The 18,666-nt window shown below is 42.5% G+C and carries 18 protein-coding genes; 8 read left to right on the forward strand and 10 right to left on the reverse strand.

Translation table 11 applies throughout. The features are described from left to right. Positions 1-189: 189 nt before the first annotated feature. Entirely contained in the window at positions 190-1,062 is an 873-nt protein-coding gene (locus ACP7AE_RS02505; protein WP_055124748.1) for an MBL fold metallo-hydrolase, read from the reverse strand. Between the two features lie 279 nt (positions 1,063-1,341). Between ACP7AE_RS02505 and ACP7AE_RS02510 the strand changes: the two genes are divergently transcribed. From ACP7AE_RS02510 to ACP7AE_RS02530, 5 genes are all read left to right on the forward strand, one after another. Next, positions 1,342-1,710: an ArsR/SmtB family transcription factor gene (locus ACP7AE_RS02510; protein WP_319020723.1), complete on the forward strand. Its 369-nt coding sequence runs from the start codon at positions 1,342-1,344 to the stop codon at positions 1,708-1,710. A 238-nt stretch (positions 1,711-1,948) separates the two neighbouring features. After that, entirely contained in the window at positions 1,949-3,658 is a 1,710-nt protein-coding gene (locus ACP7AE_RS02515) for a SulP family inorganic anion transporter (RefSeq protein ID WP_426241233.1), read from the forward strand. Positions 3,659-3,875: 217 nt separating this feature from the next. After that, entirely contained in the window at positions 3,876-4,202 is a 327-nt protein-coding gene (locus tag ACP7AE_RS02520) for a beta-lactamase hydrolase domain-containing protein (protein ID WP_060491797.1), read from the forward strand. An 81-nt stretch (positions 4,203-4,283) separates the two neighbouring features. Then, positions 4,284-4,616 carry a TIGR01244 family sulfur transferase gene (locus ACP7AE_RS02525; RefSeq protein ID WP_198330184.1) on the forward strand — a complete coding sequence of 111 codons (333 nt, stop codon included), beginning with the start codon at positions 4,284-4,286 and terminating at the stop codon, positions 4,614-4,616. A 153-nt stretch (positions 4,617-4,769) separates the two neighbouring features. Then, a complete protein-coding gene (locus tag ACP7AE_RS02530) occupies positions 4,770-5,516 on the forward strand; it encodes a glutathione S-transferase family protein (RefSeq protein ID WP_426241234.1) in 747 nt (248 codons plus the stop codon). Positions 5,517-5,532: 16 nt separating this feature from the next. Here ACP7AE_RS02530 and ACP7AE_RS02535 read toward each other — a convergent pair whose 3' ends face one another. From ACP7AE_RS02535 to ahpF, 3 genes are all read right to left on the reverse strand, one after another. Further along, a complete protein-coding gene (locus ACP7AE_RS02535) occupies positions 5,533-6,354 on the reverse strand; it encodes a hypothetical protein (protein WP_426241235.1) in 822 nt (273 codons plus the stop codon). A gap of 88 nt (positions 6,355-6,442) precedes the next feature. After that, complete coding sequence (locus ACP7AE_RS02540) at positions 6,443-7,288, reverse strand: hypothetical protein (RefSeq protein WP_426241236.1); 846 nt, start codon at positions 7,286-7,288, stop codon at positions 6,443-6,445. Between the two features lie 130 nt (positions 7,289-7,418). Further along, positions 7,419-8,996, reverse strand: coding sequence for an alkyl hydroperoxide reductase subunit F (ahpF, locus tag ACP7AE_RS02545; RefSeq protein ID WP_426241237.1), 1,578 nt, complete (start codon positions 8,994-8,996; stop codon positions 7,419-7,421). A 502-nt stretch (positions 8,997-9,498) separates the two neighbouring features. On the opposite strand from ahpF, the gene ACP7AE_RS02550 reads away from it, so the two are divergent. Continuing rightward, a complete protein-coding gene (locus ACP7AE_RS02550; protein WP_045444089.1) occupies positions 9,499-9,747 on the forward strand; it encodes a YdcH family protein in 249 nt (82 codons plus the stop codon). A gap of 173 nt (positions 9,748-9,920) precedes the next feature. Here the strand turns inward: ACP7AE_RS02550 and ahpC are convergent, their stop codons facing one another. After that, a complete protein-coding gene (gene ahpC, locus ACP7AE_RS02555; protein WP_045453533.1) occupies positions 9,921-10,487 on the reverse strand; it encodes an alkyl hydroperoxide reductase subunit C in 567 nt (188 codons plus the stop codon). Between the two features lie 352 nt (positions 10,488-10,839). Between ahpC and ACP7AE_RS02560 the strand changes: the two genes are divergently transcribed. Both ACP7AE_RS02560 and ACP7AE_RS02565 read left to right on the forward strand, forming a co-directional pair. Beyond that, positions 10,840-11,748, forward strand: coding sequence for a hydrogen peroxide-inducible genes activator (locus tag ACP7AE_RS02560; protein ID WP_426241238.1), 909 nt, complete (start codon positions 10,840-10,842; stop codon positions 11,746-11,748). Between the two features lie 45 nt (positions 11,749-11,793). Further along, positions 11,794-12,477, forward strand: coding sequence for an HD domain-containing protein (locus ACP7AE_RS02565; RefSeq protein WP_426241239.1), 684 nt, complete (start codon positions 11,794-11,796; stop codon positions 12,475-12,477). Here ACP7AE_RS02565 and ACP7AE_RS02570 read toward each other — a convergent pair. From ACP7AE_RS02570 to ACP7AE_RS02590, 5 genes are all read right to left on the reverse strand, one after another. Further along, positions 12,455-13,060 carry a methyltransferase domain-containing protein gene (locus tag ACP7AE_RS02570; RefSeq protein ID WP_201540105.1) on the reverse strand — a complete coding sequence of 202 codons (606 nt, stop codon included), beginning with the start codon at positions 13,058-13,060 and terminating at the stop codon, positions 12,455-12,457. The genes ACP7AE_RS02565 and ACP7AE_RS02570 overlap by 23 nt on opposite strands. A gap of 154 nt (positions 13,061-13,214) precedes the next feature. Continuing rightward, positions 13,215-13,883, reverse strand: coding sequence for a M48 family metallopeptidase (locus ACP7AE_RS02575; RefSeq protein WP_201540106.1), 669 nt, complete (start codon positions 13,881-13,883; stop codon positions 13,215-13,217). 2 nt (positions 13,884-13,885) lie between these two features. Continuing rightward, positions 13,886-15,427 (reverse strand): DUF1513 domain-containing protein, encoded by a 1,542-nt coding sequence (locus ACP7AE_RS02580; RefSeq protein WP_201540107.1) that lies wholly within the window; start codon positions 15,425-15,427, stop codon positions 13,886-13,888. Between the two features lie 3 nt (positions 15,428-15,430). Beyond that, a complete protein-coding gene (locus ACP7AE_RS02585) occupies positions 15,431-16,579 on the reverse strand; it encodes an imelysin family protein (protein ID WP_201540108.1) in 1,149 nt (382 codons plus the stop codon). Between the two features lie 148 nt (positions 16,580-16,727). After that, positions 16,728-18,395 carry a di-heme oxidoredictase family protein gene (locus tag ACP7AE_RS02590; RefSeq protein WP_426241240.1) on the reverse strand — a complete coding sequence of 556 codons (1,668 nt, stop codon included), beginning with the start codon at positions 18,393-18,395 and terminating at the stop codon, positions 16,728-16,730. Positions 18,396-18,666 lie beyond the last annotated feature (271 nt).

The raw sequence follows: 18,666 nt of genomic DNA on the forward strand, positions 1-18,666 counted from the left end.
GGGATATTAACAAGCTATTTGACGATGTTTGGCAATATTTATCCATTTTTAGCCCATTTAGATGACTATTGAGTGAATTGAAGACACGCCCTAGCATTATGATGGCTTATACTCGTATTGTGCTTACGTAACGTTATGCATGTTTATAATGTTTGCTTCTTCTGATGTCTACTTATCCTGATATCTGTCTTATTGCCCAAGTACATTAATCGGTACTTTGAGATAACGGGTACCATTGTCTTCTGGCTCTGGGAAATGACCTGCATCGATGTTTACTTGTACCGATGGAATAATGAGACGCGGCATGTCAAGAGTGGCATCGCGGCGCTCACGCATTTGCACAAACTCTGCTTCATTGATGCCATCTTTGACATGGATATTGCCCAGTTTCTGTGCAGCGACAGTCGTGGTTGGACAGTGCTGACGACCCTTGCTTGGATAATCATGGCACAGATATATTATCGTATCTTCAGGGAGCGCAAGGAGCTTCTTGATTGAGTGGTACAGCGTCTTGGCATCCCCACCTGGAAAGTCACAGCGAGCCGTCCCGACATCAGGAGCAAATAAAGTATCACCAACAAAGACCACGGTCTTTTCATCATCAGTCGCAATATAGGCCATATCTGCGGGCGTATGACCTGGTACATACATGACCGTAATAGTAATATTGCCAAGCGCCAAAGTATCGCCCTCATCCGTTAGAATATCGAACTGGCTGGCATCGGTGCGAAAGCTGGTATCAAAGTTGAATATTTGCTTAAATATTTTTTGCACTTCGGTGATATGTTGACCGATTACCAACTGCCCGCCAAGTGTGTCTTTGACATGTATCGCGGCGGATATATGATCAGCGTGCGCATGAGTCTCTATGATGTAAACCAGCTCCCAGCCATGCTCGCGGACGAACCCTATCACCTCATCGACGCTAGTAGTACTCGTGCGCCCTGACTTAGCATCAAAATCCAATACAGGATCGATGATGGCACAGACTTGTTGTTGAACGTCCGCGAGTACGTGAGTATAAGTTTCTGTGTCGCTATGTAAGAATGAATGAACTTGCATGGCTACCTCTTGGCTTTTAGATGAATATTTTATTTTTTGATAAATTGTTCAGTATAATATGCACCGGCTTCAGCTTATCGTATTGACCGCCACATATTTATCAACGATGCATACCAATATAGCAACGATTTAACATTTTATCAATTTATATAATGTAAATAATGATAACTTGCTATCCGTGGCAATATCATTGATAATTAATCTTACCTTAGCTATTAATCCTAAATTTTTTATTATGTCTTATATAAGGAGCTTGCTCTGACTACTTCTACTTCAGCATTGAGCACCTCGACTACCAGCATTGATGATGCGTCATCTAGCGTAGCAGACTTTGCACCTAAAGACCTTGCTGAGCAAATGCAGCAAGCGTCCATGCAAGCCAGCCAATTATTAAAGTCGCTTTCACATCCGGATCGCTTATTACTCTTATGTCAGTTGACTCAAGGAGAGTATTGCGTCAGCGAGCTTGAAAGCTTAGTCGGTGTTGGTCAGCCAAGCTTGTCACAGCAGCTTGGTATTCTACGCAAAGATGCGCTGGTGACGACCCGCCGTGAAGGTAAGCAAATTTATTATAGTATTGCCAGCGACGATGCCTTGGCGGTGTTACATTTGTTGTATGAACGCTTTTGTGCCAAAACTGACAGCTAGTTTGTTGGCTTGAGTTTTGAGCATCAATATTTAGCGTCATTTTTCAGCATTACCTTGTGAATTTAGCGCTTAGCTGTATTTAACCTTTTCTTTTATTCAATTTTTTCTACTATAGTCGGTTCAATATAGTTTAGATACAAGGAAGGCAAGCGAAAGTACTACAAATAGTAGACTAAGCGAGCCTGACACCGTATCTGATTTATATAGGATTGACTATATATTGTGATGACATATTGCTATGCCTTCTATCGCCGCTCGTCTGATTCCTGCTTGGTTGCGTCAATACCAGCTATCTGCCCTGCCAACTGACGTTGTTGCTGGGTTAGTGGTGGGGGTGCTCGTCATTCCACAAAGCTTAGGTTATGCGGTATTGGCAGGATTACCACCCGTCTATGGACTCTACGCGGCCATCGTTCCCGTGTTGGTCTATGCATGGATAGGCTCGAGTAATGTGCAAGCAGTAGGGTCTGTCGCTATTACTGCGATTATGACAGCCAGCAGCCTGCATCCTTATGCTACAGAGGGTACTCAGCAGTATATATTGATGGCAAGTTTGCTGTCATTGATGGTTGGTACGATGTTATGGCTAGCAGGGCGGCTCAAGCTTGGCTGGATTATGCAGTTTATCAGTCGCGGCGTTTCAGCAGGCTTTATCAGTGGTGCAGCCGTATTGATTTTTGTCAGTCAGCTTAAATATTTGACTGCGATTCCGATTGCTGGAAATAACTTAATCGGTTATCTATCAAGCATGCAAATGTATGCACGCCAGCTACATCTGCTAACCTTAGTTATTGGCGTCATTGCTTTTGCACTGTTGGTGGCCAATCGCTACGGTAGCAAATGGCTATGGAAATCTTGGTTATCAGCGTCTTATGCCAAATGGGCTGAGCGGCTATTTCCGCTCATTTTGCTTTGTATTGCGATTGTTTTGAGCATAAGCTTAAACTGGACAACGAACGGCGTGGCCACGATTGGTAGTATTCCACAAGGCTTGCCAAGCTTTACCCTGCCCTATGTACCAGACTTCGATGAAGCACTGTATCTATTACCTAGCGCAGGTTTGATGGCATTGATTATCTTTGTCTCTAGCAGCTCCGTCGCCAGCAACTATGCACGCCTGCGCGGTGAGGCTTTTAACGCCAATAGTGAGCTGACTGGACTTGGACTTGCCAATATGGCGGGTGGCTTCTTTCAAAGCTTTACCGTCGCTGGTGGCTTTTCGCGCACCGCTATCAATGCCGACTCAGGTGCCAAAACACCAGTTGCAAGTTTAGTAACCGTGCTGGTCATGATTGCTGCTTTAATCGCTTTTGGCAATGTACTCGCACCACTTCCCTATGCTTTATTGGGTGCAACCATCATGGCATCGATCATCGGTCTCATTGATATGGCAACCTTGAAATCGGCATGGCAACGCGACCGTCTAGATGCGGCCAGCTTTTTGGCGGCATTCATCGGCGTATTGATATTTGGATTAAATACTGGCTTGGTAATTGGTTTGATGGTGTCGTTTGCTAGCCTCATTTGGCAATCGAGTAAACCGCACGTCGCTGTGGTTGGGCAGCTAGCTGGCACAGGGCATTTTCGCAATATAAACCGTCACGATGTGGTGACATTTAGCAATTTACTAATGCTGCGTATCGATGAGAGCTTATTTTTTGGCAATAGTGAATCCGTCCATCGTAGGGTTATACAAGCCACTCAGCAATATCCAGAAGCGCATGAGGTCATACTCATCATGTCAGCAGTCAATCACATTGACCTGACCGGACAAGAGATGCTGATTAGCCTCAATCAAGAGCTGTTGAACCAAAATAAACATTTAAACTTTAGCTTTATTAAAGGGCCAGTAATGGACATCATCGAGCATACTCCGGTCATTACCACCCTCTCAGGTCAAGTTTATTTAAGCACGATGGATGCAGTAAATGCGCTAAAAGATGTCTAATCGGTGTGTGAGACATATGTTGCTCAATCAAGCATAATTATTATTATGCTGTGACAAAATATAGATATGATAAAAGCTGTGTTATGCTAAATTGGTATAAGCCCCTAAAAAATACAGCCTTTAGAAGAGATACCTAAAGTACAGCCTTTATACAATGGCTCTTAGCTACAATACTATACCTCCAAACGTCTTTTAATATACGCGACCGAAACGACTTATGACCGATAATTTAACCATTTATAAGCAAATTTATCCAAGCCAATGCACCAAGATTGCTGAGCTTGGCTACCGCTCCGTGCTCAATATTCGTCCTGATGCCGAGACAGAAACGCAGCCCAATAGCGGCGACTTTACCAGTGCGACGGCAAAAGCCAACCTTACTTATCATCATTTACCCTTTGATGATGAGCGCTTGAGCATGGCGACTGTCGAGCAATTTGCAGCATTTTATCGCTCGATGCCTAAACCAATATTGATGTTTTGCGGGACAGGTGCACGTGCTAAATTGTTGTATCAAAGCGCATTGATGCAAGGTTTGTTATAAAAAACCGCTATACCTTATTGAAATATTTTAATCCAAGCGCAAAAGTTTCGTTTTTACGCTAAAAAATAAAAAGGAGCTCTTATGAGCCATCAAATTAGTATTACCGGACAAATCACCCCTGATCAAGTACCTATGATTGCTGAAAATGGTTTTAAAACCATTATTAACAACCGTCCAGATGGTGAAGAACTAAACCAGCCGACTAGCGCCGAGATTGAAGCTGCTGCTAAAAAAGCAGGTCTTGCTTATAAAGAAGTGTCTTTCGCTGGTAGTGAGCTTAATCAAAACCATGTCGAAGAATTTGCTGATTTCTTCAATCAAGCTGAACAGCCAATGCTAATTTTTTGCCGTACTGGCAACCGCTCAACGGGTATCTACGAAGCGGCTAAGCGTATGGATTTATTAGACGACTGATAGTGGTTTAAATATAATCGCTACTGCTGAAAAAACGCCCGTCCAAATTTTGGATGGGCGTTTTTTATTGGAATTACTAAACTATAGACTGGTCAATTTTCAGCATTGGGTACATAATCAAATTTTATTTATATAATTTGATAGGATTTCATGATGCAAAAACTGCTACTCATCATCGGTAATAAAAACTATTCCTCTTGGTCATTACGAGCTTGGCTATTACTCAAAGCCTTTAATGTTGACTTCAATGAGCAACTGATTGAGCTGTTTCATCCATCAGCGACACCCATTCTCAATGAGCATGCGCCAACAGGCAAAGTGCCAGTTTTGGTCTATGGTGAAGGTGATGAAAAAGTCACGGTCTGGGATACTTTAGCGATAGCCATTCACGCCAATGATTATTTGACAGAATTAGATCTTTGGACAGGATTTAAGAAGTCTGATGCTAAGAACAATACCAGCAACAGAATAAACAGCGCTTATTGCCAAAGCATCGTCGCTGAGATGCACTCAGGGTTCATAGGTATTCGTAGTGAGATGCCGATGAACATTCGAGCTAAAGCAAAAATACAACCTAGCAATGCCTGCTTAAATTATATCGCGCGTATAGAAACAATATTCGAAGATTGCCTGAAAGAGCGCTCAAAGGACAGCTACTTGTTTGGCTCATTTACGGCTGCTGATGCTTTTTTTGCACCAGTTATTCTACGTTTGCAAACGTATGCCGATGCCTCTGACATAGCATTGAAATCAACGACCAAACAGTATTGTGAGACGATGTTAAACAATCCTCACATACAAGCTTGGCGAGAGGCAGCACTTAAAGAAACTCGCGTAATTAAAGAAGATGAAGCAGGTGAGATACTGTCGGTGGTTGGGGTGTTGGCTGACCAAAAATGAATCATTGAAAACGAGCTTAATAATTATCTTTTAAAGGATATTCATTAGGCTCTATATAGCCTTTGTTTTTTTGATAATGAATACGATAAGTAGCGTTATGATATTTCTTGCCTTTCACAAATCCATTGAGTGTTATTTCTAAAGGATAAAATCCATTAACCGTTTTACGACTATCGATGGCAAAAGTAGTTTTGGTATTATCGCACTCTGACATATTCTCTTCACATTTCCCAACGTCTTCGTTGTTATGATCCATGCCTATCCAACTCTCTTTGATACCTCCTCCATCGGGTATTAATATGACTAGGTAATCGTTGTAGTACCCTTGGATTACATTGCTATGCTTATTTAAAAACCCCCACGCATTCGGTCCGAACTTCTGTAAACGCCATTTAGAAAGACCAAAACCAAAACTTCCAGCGTTAATGGTAGGATTTGCTGATTCTACTTGCCAGCTACTACCTTGTGGTTTCAATACAAGCATACCGACCAAACCACTGTCAAAGCGAGTGTCGGTATACTCCAACGCTTCACCATCCTCATTAAAACTAGCGTTACCTTTCACCACTATATATAAACGTTTACCTTTATCAGTCTCTAATACTCGTTGTCTATCGATTTCAATACAATAGCCCGTAAACTCCCGTTCTCCAGTTAAACCATTATAAGGCCCTGAGGGTGCAATGATACCTTGGCACTGTTGAGCCTTATTATAGATAGGATAGTATTCTTTAATAATCTCATTAACGCTTTTTGCCGATGCAACATTTGATAAGCTCATAAGCGTAATCGCACCAACAACGCTTAAAGTTATTTGTGATAGTTTGAAGTTTGTCATACTTTATCTTTTCCTAAACGATTAACGGTTATTTTTTGCGACAGCTGCAGCGTGATGTACATTACGATATAAACAATAAAGTCGACACTTAAAAACTGACATCTTTCATTGGATAATCATTAGGTACTTGATACCCTAATCGGGGTTGATACTTAATAAGATAGACTTGATTTTTATATACCTTATCATCTTCAAAACCGTTTAGAGTAATCTCTAATGGATAAAAACCATTAATTATCGTCTTCTCGTCAACGCCTAGCTTAGCCTTTAAAAGTGTACAAGTACTGGCATCAGGATTGCTACAACCTCCTGCTGACCCAGATCCTCCATTAGAATGTTCATACTTGGCTTCTACCCAGCTTCTTCTAATATTACTCTTGTCTGGAGTAAGTAAAATAAAAGCTGACCCTGAATGAACCCAATGCGAGTCACTATGAATATTAATAAATCCCCACTTATCAGGGGCAACTTGTATCAGCTTCCAGTCTTTTAAACCTTTACCAGAAGCACCTGCATTCATCGCTGGATTGGCAGATTCTACTTCCCAGCCTGAACCTTGTGGCTTTAGAACAAACATGCCTACTAGACCAGAAAAGACGTGTGCTCCATACGCTTCGCTACCATCTTCATTAAAACCTATGTCGCCAGTTACCGATACATACAATCTTGTGCCTTGTCTAGTTTCTACCTTCAATTGTCTATCAATTTTAATACAGTAACCGTTTTGATAAAGTGCGCCTTCACCATCTGATGAGCCATTATTAGCCATAATACCTCGACACTGCTTAGCCTCATTATAGATAGGATAGTATTCTTTAATAATCTCATCGACGGTTTGCCCTGCATAAGCACTGGTTACACTAAATATAAACGATATAAAAACCAGACATTTAACCCAATGACTATTTTTGCGAACTGCATATTTATTTTTCACTATTAAGGCTCTCATAAAATATTAACGAACATATGTTAATTGATAAATTTTTACAAGTAGTATATCAGCACCCATAAAAAAGCCACCTCAAAAGAGGTGGCTTATTAGACTAAATTTAGCGTGAAATAACTTACTGCATAACCAAGTACTCGAACGCTGATAACGCCGCTTTACTACCCTCACCCATCGCAATATTAATTTGCTTAAATGGCACAGTGGTCACGTCACCACAAGCAAAGATACCTTTGCGATCAGTACGGCAGCGCTCATCAATCTCAATCTCGCCAAAACGGTTCAAATCAACAAAGCCTTTGACAAACGTAGAGTTCGGTACTAAGCCGATCTGTACAAACACCCCTGCCAAGTCACGCTCATGAGTATCACCTGTACTGCGATCTTGATAAACGATCGAAGTCACTTTACCATCAGTCGCTTTAATTTCTTGCGTCGCTGCGCCAGTGATAAATTCGATATTGGCTTTCTCTTTGGCTTTGTTAATCAATACCTGATCCGCTTTTAAATCATCCGCGAACTCAAGCACGGTCACATGCTTCACGATACCAGCAAGATCTAATGCCGCTTCGATACCAGAGTTACCACCACCGACGACAGCAATGTCTTTACCCTTAAAGAATGGGCCATCACAGTGAGCACAGAAAGCCACACCTTTACCGATGTTCTCTTCTTCACCCGGAACACCAAGTTTACGCCACTGAGCACCCGTCGCTAAGATAATACTGCGTGTCTCAAACGTCTCACCCGTGTTTAGATGAATGCGATAGTTTTCATCTTCTGTCTCACTGATTTCTTTGACGCTGACGTGCTCTTTTAAAGTAATATCGTATTCGCGTAAATGCTTTTCAAAGTTCGCTGATAGCTCAGTACCCGTGGTTAAAGGCACAGAAATTAAGTTTTCGATATCCTGCGTGTCTTTCACCTGTCCGCCGATACGATCAGCAACCATCGTCACTTTTAAGCCTTTACGAGCGGTATAAATCGCAGCGGCAACGCCAGCTGGACCTGCACCAATAATCGTCACATCTTGCTGCTCTAACTGCTCAGCATCGTCATCAGCTTCTGCTAACAAGTCAGGAAATTGCTCTTGCAACTTTCCAATCAATTTGGCCGTGTCGATGAGACCATTGGCAAACGGTTTACCATTTAAGAATACCGCTGGTACACCTTGGATGTTATTAGCATCAACCTGCTCTTGGAATAGAGCACCATCAATCATCTCGTTGCTAATACCATCATTCAATAGTGCAAACTGGTTGAGCGCTTGTACCACTTCTGGGCAACTGTGGCAAGATAGCGACACGTAAGTTTGAAACTGTAGTGGCTTATTAAAACGCTTAATCAGCTTTTGAATACTTTCATCCAATTTTAGCGTATGACCACCGGCTTGCAAAATAGCCAAAATCAGCGAGGTAAATTCATGACCACCGGGGATACCACTAAAAACAATACCCGTATCAGTCAATGCACCATCGACATGACTGACTACTTTAAAGCTAATTGGACTTGGTAAGCTATCATCAGCTGCTGTTGCATCAAAATTGATTTTATCTGTGGTGCCAGCGATTTTAGTCAAAAAATCAATCAATTCAGCACGCTTGCTATGTTCGCCACTACCCAATACAAAGGTAATTGGACGAGTCATTTTTTCGCTATAACTTTTGATGGCATCTAATAAACTTTTATCTATCATGTTTGTTCCTCATCATTACTGGATATGTAACGGCAACTGTCAAGTTGCTCGTTCAAATATAGACTATTTGGTATTAATAATTTTATCTAAAATATTATAGGCCATAAGTTTATGCCCTTTGATGTCTCTATTATCATAGGTTGTGAGGGTTTCGGCAAGCTGAGAAACTCAAACCTTATGTTTTATAAAACCAATCATTAATTATTATTTATAATTAAATTTTAATCTATATGTAGATTATTCTCATGGTAACAAGGCTGTTTTTTCGCTACAATCAAATGAGGTTAATAGGAAAAACTCTTATTTTCCTCGTTGCAGATTGTCTTTTATGCAAGTTTATCAAAGAAGCTTTCTGCTACTATTAGGTCTTATCCATATTGAGCTAAATAGTGTTTTGGCTTAATAAAATCAAGTCTCAAAATCATAGCAATTCATCAAAACAATCTTACGACCATGCGCGGATGCTTACTACAAGCTTGCGCTTCATAACAAGGATGACAACATGAGAAAGACTGATACATGGCAAGATAACAAAGACATTATTGCTGAGCTTAAGCTAAAAGACAGTCATTTTGCGACGATCTTTGATGAGCATACCCAGCTAGATCAGCAGATTAATCAGTTGGATAAAAACTTGGTGACACACACCAGTCGCGATGAAGAAATTGAACTGATGAAACGACGAAAACTGCATTTAAAAGATGAGATTTATAAGATAATTGATAAAAATAAACTACAATCTCATGCTTAGCGCTTCACTTATTATCACGATGCATGAATAAAAACATTTATTGATAAATGACATAAAAAGACCCCATCAACTTATGCTGATGGGGTCTTCATTTATAATGCTGATTTAACTCAAAGTAGGATATACAGCACTACAAATATCTAAAGTATTGAGCCAGTTCGTTAAATCAAGAGTTAGATTTTACCAACAAGATCAAGACTTGGTTTTAGCGTTTCTTGACCAGCTTCCCAAGCTGCTGGGCAAACTTCGCCATCGTTTTCACGAACATATTGAGCTGCTTTCACTTTACGTAGCATGTCTTTTGCACTACGGCCAATACCACCAGCATGAATCTCAGCAACTTGAATCAAGCCGTCTGGATCAACTAGGAATGTACCACGTTCAGCCAAACCTGCTTCTTCGATCATGACGTTAAAGCCACGAGTGATACGGCCAGTAGGATCACCGATCATTGGGTATTGTACTTTACCGATCGCTTCTGAAGAATCATGCCATGCTTTATGCGTGAAATGAGTATCAGTAGATACTGAGTATACTTCTACGCCCAAACCTTTAAGCTCGTCGTAATGAGCTGCCATGTCTTCAAGTTCAGTTGGGCAAACAAAGGTAAAGTCAGCTGGGTAGAACAAAAAGATTGCCCAGTTGCCTTTTACATCTTCAGAAGTGATGGTTTTGAATTCACCATTAACGTACGCATCAGCTGAAAATTCTGGGATTTCTTGATTGATAATAGACGCCATGATTGGCTCCTTTATAGTTGATTGATTGATAGTCAAGTTAATTGAAATTTCTTGGTATGATTGTTTCTATTAAGCCTTTACTGCTTTGGGCTACCTGACAAACTATACGCGAATTCTATCGTTAATCCAGTTAAAAGTTTTTAATGTGATGTTTTGTTTTATTAAACTTGTTAAACTATTCTCTCTACTTTTTATCATCAGTGCATTATGCATCAGCCACTATAGAGCATGCGTCAGTCACTATACAGCCGTTAGGTTACGTTAAGATGACATCGAGTTTGGATATCGAATTGGTACACCAAATGAATCAGCATAATATATCACGTTAAAAACCCATTAATAGAGAGGTTTTATGATTACTTTACGTCAACTTGAGTTTGCTTTAGCAGTGGCCAAACACCGCCACTTCAAACGTGCAGCAGAAGACTGTAATATCTCGCAATCGGCACTGAGCTTGGGTATCGCCGAGTTAGAAAAGCAACTGGATACGCAGATTTTTGAGCGTAATAATAAGCAAGTATTGATTACCCCTATCGGTGAAGATATTTTAACGCGGGCTCAGCGAGTTTTTTCTGAAGTCAATGATTTGACCACACGCGCCCATAGCCATCAATCGCCGCTGGCATATCCGATGACTGTCGGTATCATTCCAACGATTGCGCCTTATCTACTGCCAAAAGTCTTACCTGCCCTGCGAGCAAATTATCCAGAATTTCGTATGACCATCGTTGAGCAACAAACGGAGCGTTTGCTAGAGCAAGTGCGTTACGGTCATATTGATACCGCTATTATTGCGCTGCCTTATGCGGTCGATGGTTTGCACAGCTTTGAGTTTTGGAGCGAGGATTTCTTTGCCGTATTCCCAAAAGATGATGTGCATGCCAAGCTTGAAAACATCAACGCTGATGAGCTGGCAACCGCCAACCTCATGCTGCTCGGCGAAGGGCATTGCTTGACCGATCAAACCCTTTCTGTCTGTCATTTTGACCGTGCACAGATGAAATCAAGCTTTTCAGATGCTAGTCTAAACACCCTTATACAGATGGCACTTGCCAATATGGGGACGACATTGGTGCCAGAAATGGCATTGGATCAGCTGCATCTGCAGAACCAAAATGCGGTAGCCGTACCATTAGCAGAAAAAGGGCCACACCGCCATATTGCTTTTGTCACCCGTCTAAATTATGCCCGTGTCGATGATGTCAATTTATTGGGTAAAGTGTTTAAGCAAGCCTTTGAAGATGCTGCTAATAAAGAATAATCTGTTGGTTGTAAATTGCCAGCAGTTATCAAATGAAGGTTAACGATGGACGATTTTTCAAAAATCAATACTGAGCTTAGTACGATTTTCACGTGGCATTTATCCGCTATGAGTAGCCATATCACGCCAGAGCAAGTGAGCATACTTTGGCAGGATATCGGCATGCGTTATAACGAGCCGCAGCGTGCTTATCATAGCTTGCAGCATATTCAGCAGTTGTTTCGGCAGTTCGATCAGGTTAAGGATAATTTGCATGAGCCGCATATCATTGCGTTAGCACTGTTGTATCATGATGTGATATATGAACCGACGCGCTCAGATAACGAGCTTAAAAGTGCAGAGTATGCAGTAGAGTCATTAACTGGTTATTTAAATGCGAAGCAATGCCAACATATCTACGCGTTGATTATGATGACGGCTAGTCATCAAATTGACAAATGGTCAAACAAAGCTAAAGAGAGAGAAAAATACAGCGATGCCGCTTATTTACTAGATATGGACTTAAGTATTTTAGGGTCATCTTGGTCAGAGTATGAACAGTATGCTCACGCTGTACGCCAAGAGTATGCGCATGTCTCAGATGGCGATTATCGCGTCGGACGCATGGCCGTATTAAAAAAATTGCTGGCACATCCAACGCTTTATCTGACAGATTATTACTATGAACGGTTAGAAATACAGGCTCGAAAAAATATTGAGCACGAAATTACGCTTTTACACGCATCTTAATAAACAGCTCACTGCCCTGCCGTGCAGGATGTGAATTATAGCTTGGTGCCATGATTTCAATATCAAAGTGCTGCTCAAAACGCCGCTGATATTCAGCTTTTGTGCCGCCGAACGGTGGCTCTTCTCGTCCAAAGTCTTTATCAAAGAGCAAACCAATCAGCTTACCATGCGGTCTCAGTAACGCTGCCATCTGCTGCACATACTCGTCACGGCGTGATGGATTTATCGCACAAAAAAACGTCTGCTCAAGCACCCAATCAAACTGATACTGCTCAGGCGATAACTCAAAAAAGTCGGCACAGATTAAATGCTCAACTGGAAAGTCAGGATAACGCTCAGCAAACGCTGCAATCGGCGCTGGGGCAAAATCAACCAAGGTGACATTGGTAAATCCTTGCTCATGTAAATAACCTACCTCGTAAGCATTGCCCGCACCCGGCACCAGAATCGATTGCTCTTTGGCAGATTCGGGCAGTTGGTCAATATAGGCTTTGAGCGGTGGCGATACCTGTCCCATATCCCAGCCGATACTGTCTTGCTCATAACGCTGCTGCCAAAACTCCGCTTGATTGACGTTTTCCATACGACATCCCTGTAGACAAAATTATTATTTAAACGACACGATTTATATCGTTATGTCTAATCATATCAGGCTTATTAGAGCGTGTCTCATTTTAAAGATGGTGATGAAAATGAGGACATGCCTTACGATTATGCATATTATTTAGATAAATCGTTTAATCTAATTTTCCAGTCTTCCCCGCCAGCATATCGTGCCAATGCTGATAATCTGGCATTGCGGTTGCGACCGTTTGCCAAAAGGCACGGCTATGATTGGCATGGTGCAAATGACACAGCTCATGGACAATGACGTATTCGGTGCACGCAATAGGATAAGCAGGCAGATACACAGACAACCAAATTCGGCGCGCACGCGTGTTACAACTGCCCCAGCGCGTATGCATTTTTTTTAGGCGTATCTCATTGGCTGTCGCACCGATAATCGGTTGCCACTTTGCAAATAATGCAGGTATCGCTTCGGCGAGATGTTGCCGATAATAGGCAAGTTTTTCATCATGATTTAAAGTGAACGGTTGCTCTACACCCCACAATGGAAAAGTACTATCAGCAGTTGAAGCTTCCGCTAAGGGAAGTTGTTGCCGTTTATACTGCTCTAATACTTGCGGATGGTTTGCTATCGCCCATGACACGCGTTTCATCACAGCCTGCGCAGCTTGGGCTGGGCTAATAAATAGTGGTACAGATACCAGTAATTGATGCGGCTTTAAGCGGAAATTGATATTTTTTACCCGCTTTTTGCTGATATGCAGTTCGATATCTGCTTGCGCCAAATACTGTATCGATTTTTCTAATAAGGGAGACTGATATATTGGCGGCACATTCATGCTCAGAGCGCTTGCAGATGATTATCAAAGGACATCATATGATATTTACTGTTGATAAAAATACGCTCACCTTGATCTATAGTAGCAAGTTCAGCAGCTGCCAAGCTATTAACAGTTAACGCCGCTAACTGACCTTGACCATCACTAACGATAAAACCTGATTGCTCATTATTATCTTCTGCTTTTTCAGTATTATTATTAGACAATACTGCTGCACCTGCACAATCTGGCAGGCTAACATCATCAATCAATGTACGAGTATTTAAATCGTAAATCGCTGCACAACCGCCAATTGGTGTGGTCACGCATAGTAGGTTACGCGCACTATCGACCGCTACACTGGCGATATACTGATGAAAGCGCTGCCATTGATCATTGGGCATCATGAGCGCTTTAAAATCAGTATCACCGCGCTTATGGGTCAATACTAACGGTACATTAATATGCTTTTCGCCTTGGAATTGAATGCCTATCATCACCGTTCCATCGTCATGCATGGCTAGGTGACGCACGCTCATTTGATTGTGCTCAGGCATAATCTGCTCAAGTAAAGCGCCAGTATGACGATTAAGGTAAACCAATGATGGACGCATACTGTCTAAATTGAGCTCTTCACGCGACGCTTGCTCGGTTTTGATACCACCATTAGCGATCACTAACGTCTCGCTATCAGGATGCATAATCAGCTCGTGCGGACCGATACCATGCGAGTTGTACTCTGCTATTTTCTTATAATTATCGTAAGCATCGTAGATACCGATTTTACCATCCAAACTTATGGTGTCATTCTCGGTCACATACAGCAATTCACCGTCTAAACTATAACAAGCGTGTCCATAAAAATGACGGTTGTTTGCAGCGTTAATGGCGAATTTTACTTCTCCAGTTGCTGTGTCTAATACCCAAAACTTTTCGCTCGGACGACGACCCATAACCACGACGTCACGACTGCTATGATTCTTCACCGTACTATCTTGATCACTAAGCACAGGCTGAACGACAATATCATGGACACGTTCAGGCATGGTCGTTTGCCAAACAATTTGTCGCTCAGCATCAATACCGACCACACCAAAATCATTATCATCACGCTGCTCATCATTTGCTAATGCGCTATTTTTTGGCATAGACGCCACGCCGCTAACCCAACAAATGGGTCGCGTCAGTACGGTGGTGGTATGTGCCGCGCTAAAGTCAGCGACGCTATGATGGCTGGTATTATTCCTATCATCTAGCGATAAATAATAAGCGTGCTGCCATGCAGTAGCGGCTTGCTGACAAGCGTAACTAAACCGTGCTAGCTGGGGTGTTGGTGTAGAGGTTAACGACTGCAACTGCGAACGTATGCCTACGACATAATCCTGCAAGCGGGCATCAGGCTGACGCTGCTTGCGATAACGATGATGAATACCGACAAACGCTACGGTACCCATTATAGTAGAAAGCATCGTCAATGCTGATGTTGCCAGCAGCTCATTATTAGACTGCTTATCTTCTGGCTGCGGCGGTAATTTATTTGCTGTCTTAGTATCGATAGAGTGCATTTTTTAATCGCCATCAGTACTGTTAAAGCCCACACGGATACCCAGCGCCGGAATCAATTGGCGCTTAATAATACGTGTAATAGTCGTGAGGTGATCATACAGCTCTTGTTGAGTAGCTTTATCGGCAGTCCCTAAGTCTTCTGGCATTTGCGCTAATAGTGTGGTGGCATCAGCAAGCGCGGTCGATAAATTATCTGCTACTTCATTTTCATTATTGCTGCCCAAAATAGCGGTCAAAACGGGATCTGTCAGTGCTTCATTCAATGTCGCCAATTTAGCATTGATAATGGCACGGCTTTGCTCTGCGGTAGCGGCTGGCAAATGACCTTTTGCCTTTCCTGTTAAACCTAACGGTTGATCGATGGCATTAGACTTCATGGTCTCAACCAACGAGAGTAAAGAATTAAACCATTGATTCAATCCTTGATCGCTGTCAGCCGTTTTATCAATGGCTAATAGATTAGTCGCATTTTGCTGCCAGTTTTTCTCAATATCTTTGAGGCGCGTGCTCAAAGCACTGCTTGCACTCATCACATAAGCACATTGAGCAGCATCCAGACTGTCATTGGCATATAACGCTTCTTCTAATCCTGGCACCCCTTGCACGATGGCACTCTCGTTAGCCAATTGCTCGGCGGTGAGCTTAGGATTGGCAGCGATTAGCTCGGCAACGCCACTGTGTACCAGACCGCGCTCATCAGGATAGTAATTGATATATAAATTACTCATGCTGGCGGTCGCTGGACCAAAGTTAATCATCTCAGCGCCTGCCCATGCTTGTGCGAGCACTAGCCATTGATCGCGCAGTGCATGCAGCTCATCACCGCTGACTGGTGCTTGCTGACAATGCTTTTGTGCCAAATCATGCAATAAATCACTCTGTTTTGCGGCATCCGCATAGGCTGGAATGACAATGTCATTTGCCACATGGGTCAAATAGGTCTTTTCAGTCTCAGCACTAATATCAACAGCGGTAATTTTATCTCCACTACTATCTTTTTCTGCAGCGCTGGTAGATGCCGCACTGTCTTGCGCAACTTTTTGGCTATCTACTTCTGGCGCTTTATTGTCATCAGCCGGTTTAACACAGCTGATCAGCAAGCCTGCGCTTAAGGCCGATAAGGCCATCGCTAAAGCATGGTTTATTTTCATAAATTTCTCAATATTATCAATAATGGTTTAAATTCTAATCTTTACAAGCTCTAGTCTCTAGTGTTTGATTGGGCGGATAACCTTATCAACACTTACTTATTTTCTCAGTTATTGCTCAGTCATTTAGCATAGATAAATGACCTTATCTCTATAATGACTGTAAGAACGCATTCAATTCAGAACGACCTTGTTTGTCGAGTTTGAGTACTTTTTGCTGTTGCTTCTGGGCTTCACCGCCGTGCCATAGCACCGCTTCCATCAACGTACGGGCGCGACCATCATGCAAAAATGTTGCTTGTGGATCGACCGTTTGCGCCAGACCAATGCCCCATAAAGCAGGCGTACGCCATTCATAAGAATTGGCTAAAAACTCAACTTGGATATTTTTTGCGGGTAATTTCCCAGCAATCGTGCGGTCGGCAAGATCATCACCCATGTCATGTAATAGCAAATCCGTATAAGGATAAATCACTTGTCCATGCTGCTCGAGATGGTCATCATCGGTTTTTGGCAACTGATATCTTGGCGTATGGCAACTTTGGCAACCCATATCATAAAAGCGTTTTTTGCCCGCTAGCACTAGCGTATCGTCAGCATCACGCCGATGTGGTACGGCTAAATTGCGCGTATAAAACTCTACAAACTTAGCCACTTCATCATTGACTTCGACGGGCGACTTACCATTGCCTTGCTCATCAGCCCCAGTCGTCGCATTCATACAAGCCGTCTGTGTCGGCATACAGGATTCATGAGGACGTATATTTGAGGTCAAGCCCATGTCTTCATTAAAAGCACTTTGGTTTTGAGTAATCAGCTTGGTTTGCCCAGCTTTCCAGCCAAAGCGTCCAAGGGCATGCTTGCCAGTCTGTGGATCCATGACCCAATTGAACTTGCCACTGATATCGCCATTCGTACTGTTTTTATTATCAACCGCTTGTTTTTTAATCGCTTCATCCGGTATTTGCTCGAGTAACCCAAGCCCAATCATCGGTAAAGCCACTCGCGGCGACACCATCAAGTCATCATCAAATGCACCATAACCCGGTTTGGTTAAATTAAAGGTGGGCGCACGCAATGTTTCGATATGACCATCTGCAAAAGTAACGGGCTTGTCTGTCCATTGCACCGCAATTCTGGCTTCAGCAGGCACACCTTGGATGCCTCGATCTTGTAGCTGACCACCATACATAGGATGAACGACTTTTTCGATAAGTGAGTTTTGCAGTTGCTGACGCTGCTCATCGGTGGTCGCTGGCATCGCAAGGCGAATAAGCAAGCTATCGGCATAGTCATCACTGGTCATAGGTGCATGACCGCGACCGTCCTTGACATGGCACGACTGACAGGCAGCAACATTGAACAATGCGCCCAGACCATCGCGGCTGTCGGTACTGGCAGGGGCAACCACCCACGGTTGCCGAAAGAACGCATTACCAATAAAAAAATGCCCTTTTCGTGATGCCGTCAGGTTTGATGAAGGTTTAGAGTAACTCTCAGCGCTGCTAATACTGATTCCTGTATCGCCACCTTGCTTGACCTCTTGCGGATCAAAGCTTGCCAATTGCTGCATTGGTACGCCAGCGAGCGTTTCGATGGTTTGGAGGCGTTCAGGGGTTAGCGTTGGGTTGTCAGCATTATTAATGGCAGATTTTTCGTTTTCAGAAACGTCATCAGACACACCGTCCGTTGGCTGACAAGCACTAAGGGAGAGCACACATAGAATACCAAGCATTGGCTTTAACAAGGTGGTTTTGCTGACAAAAGACGCATAAAAAGAGGTAGGGGTTTTGGCTTTGAAGATATTTGTGGTGTTCATAAAGAGTACCTTAGTTCTAATCTAGAACCATTAAAATCGCATGCTATAAAGTGTTTCACTTCTAGTAGATAAGGTACAGCAATGTAATGACGTACTGACCTATCAGGCTATTTTAATATGGTAAAAAAAACACGCCGCCAACGGTAGTCGACAACGTGTGTATTATACCTAAATTATTTTTCCATGAAAATAATTCTCATTAGCTTATAACGACTTGTCAGGCATTATCTATCAATGCTATGTCAATCACTGCTATGCTTGCTGTGAAGCC

It is taken from the genome of Psychrobacter sp. TWP2-1-2 (assembly GCF_049896785.1).
GTDB lineage: Bacteria > Pseudomonadota > Gammaproteobacteria > Pseudomonadales > Moraxellaceae > Psychrobacter.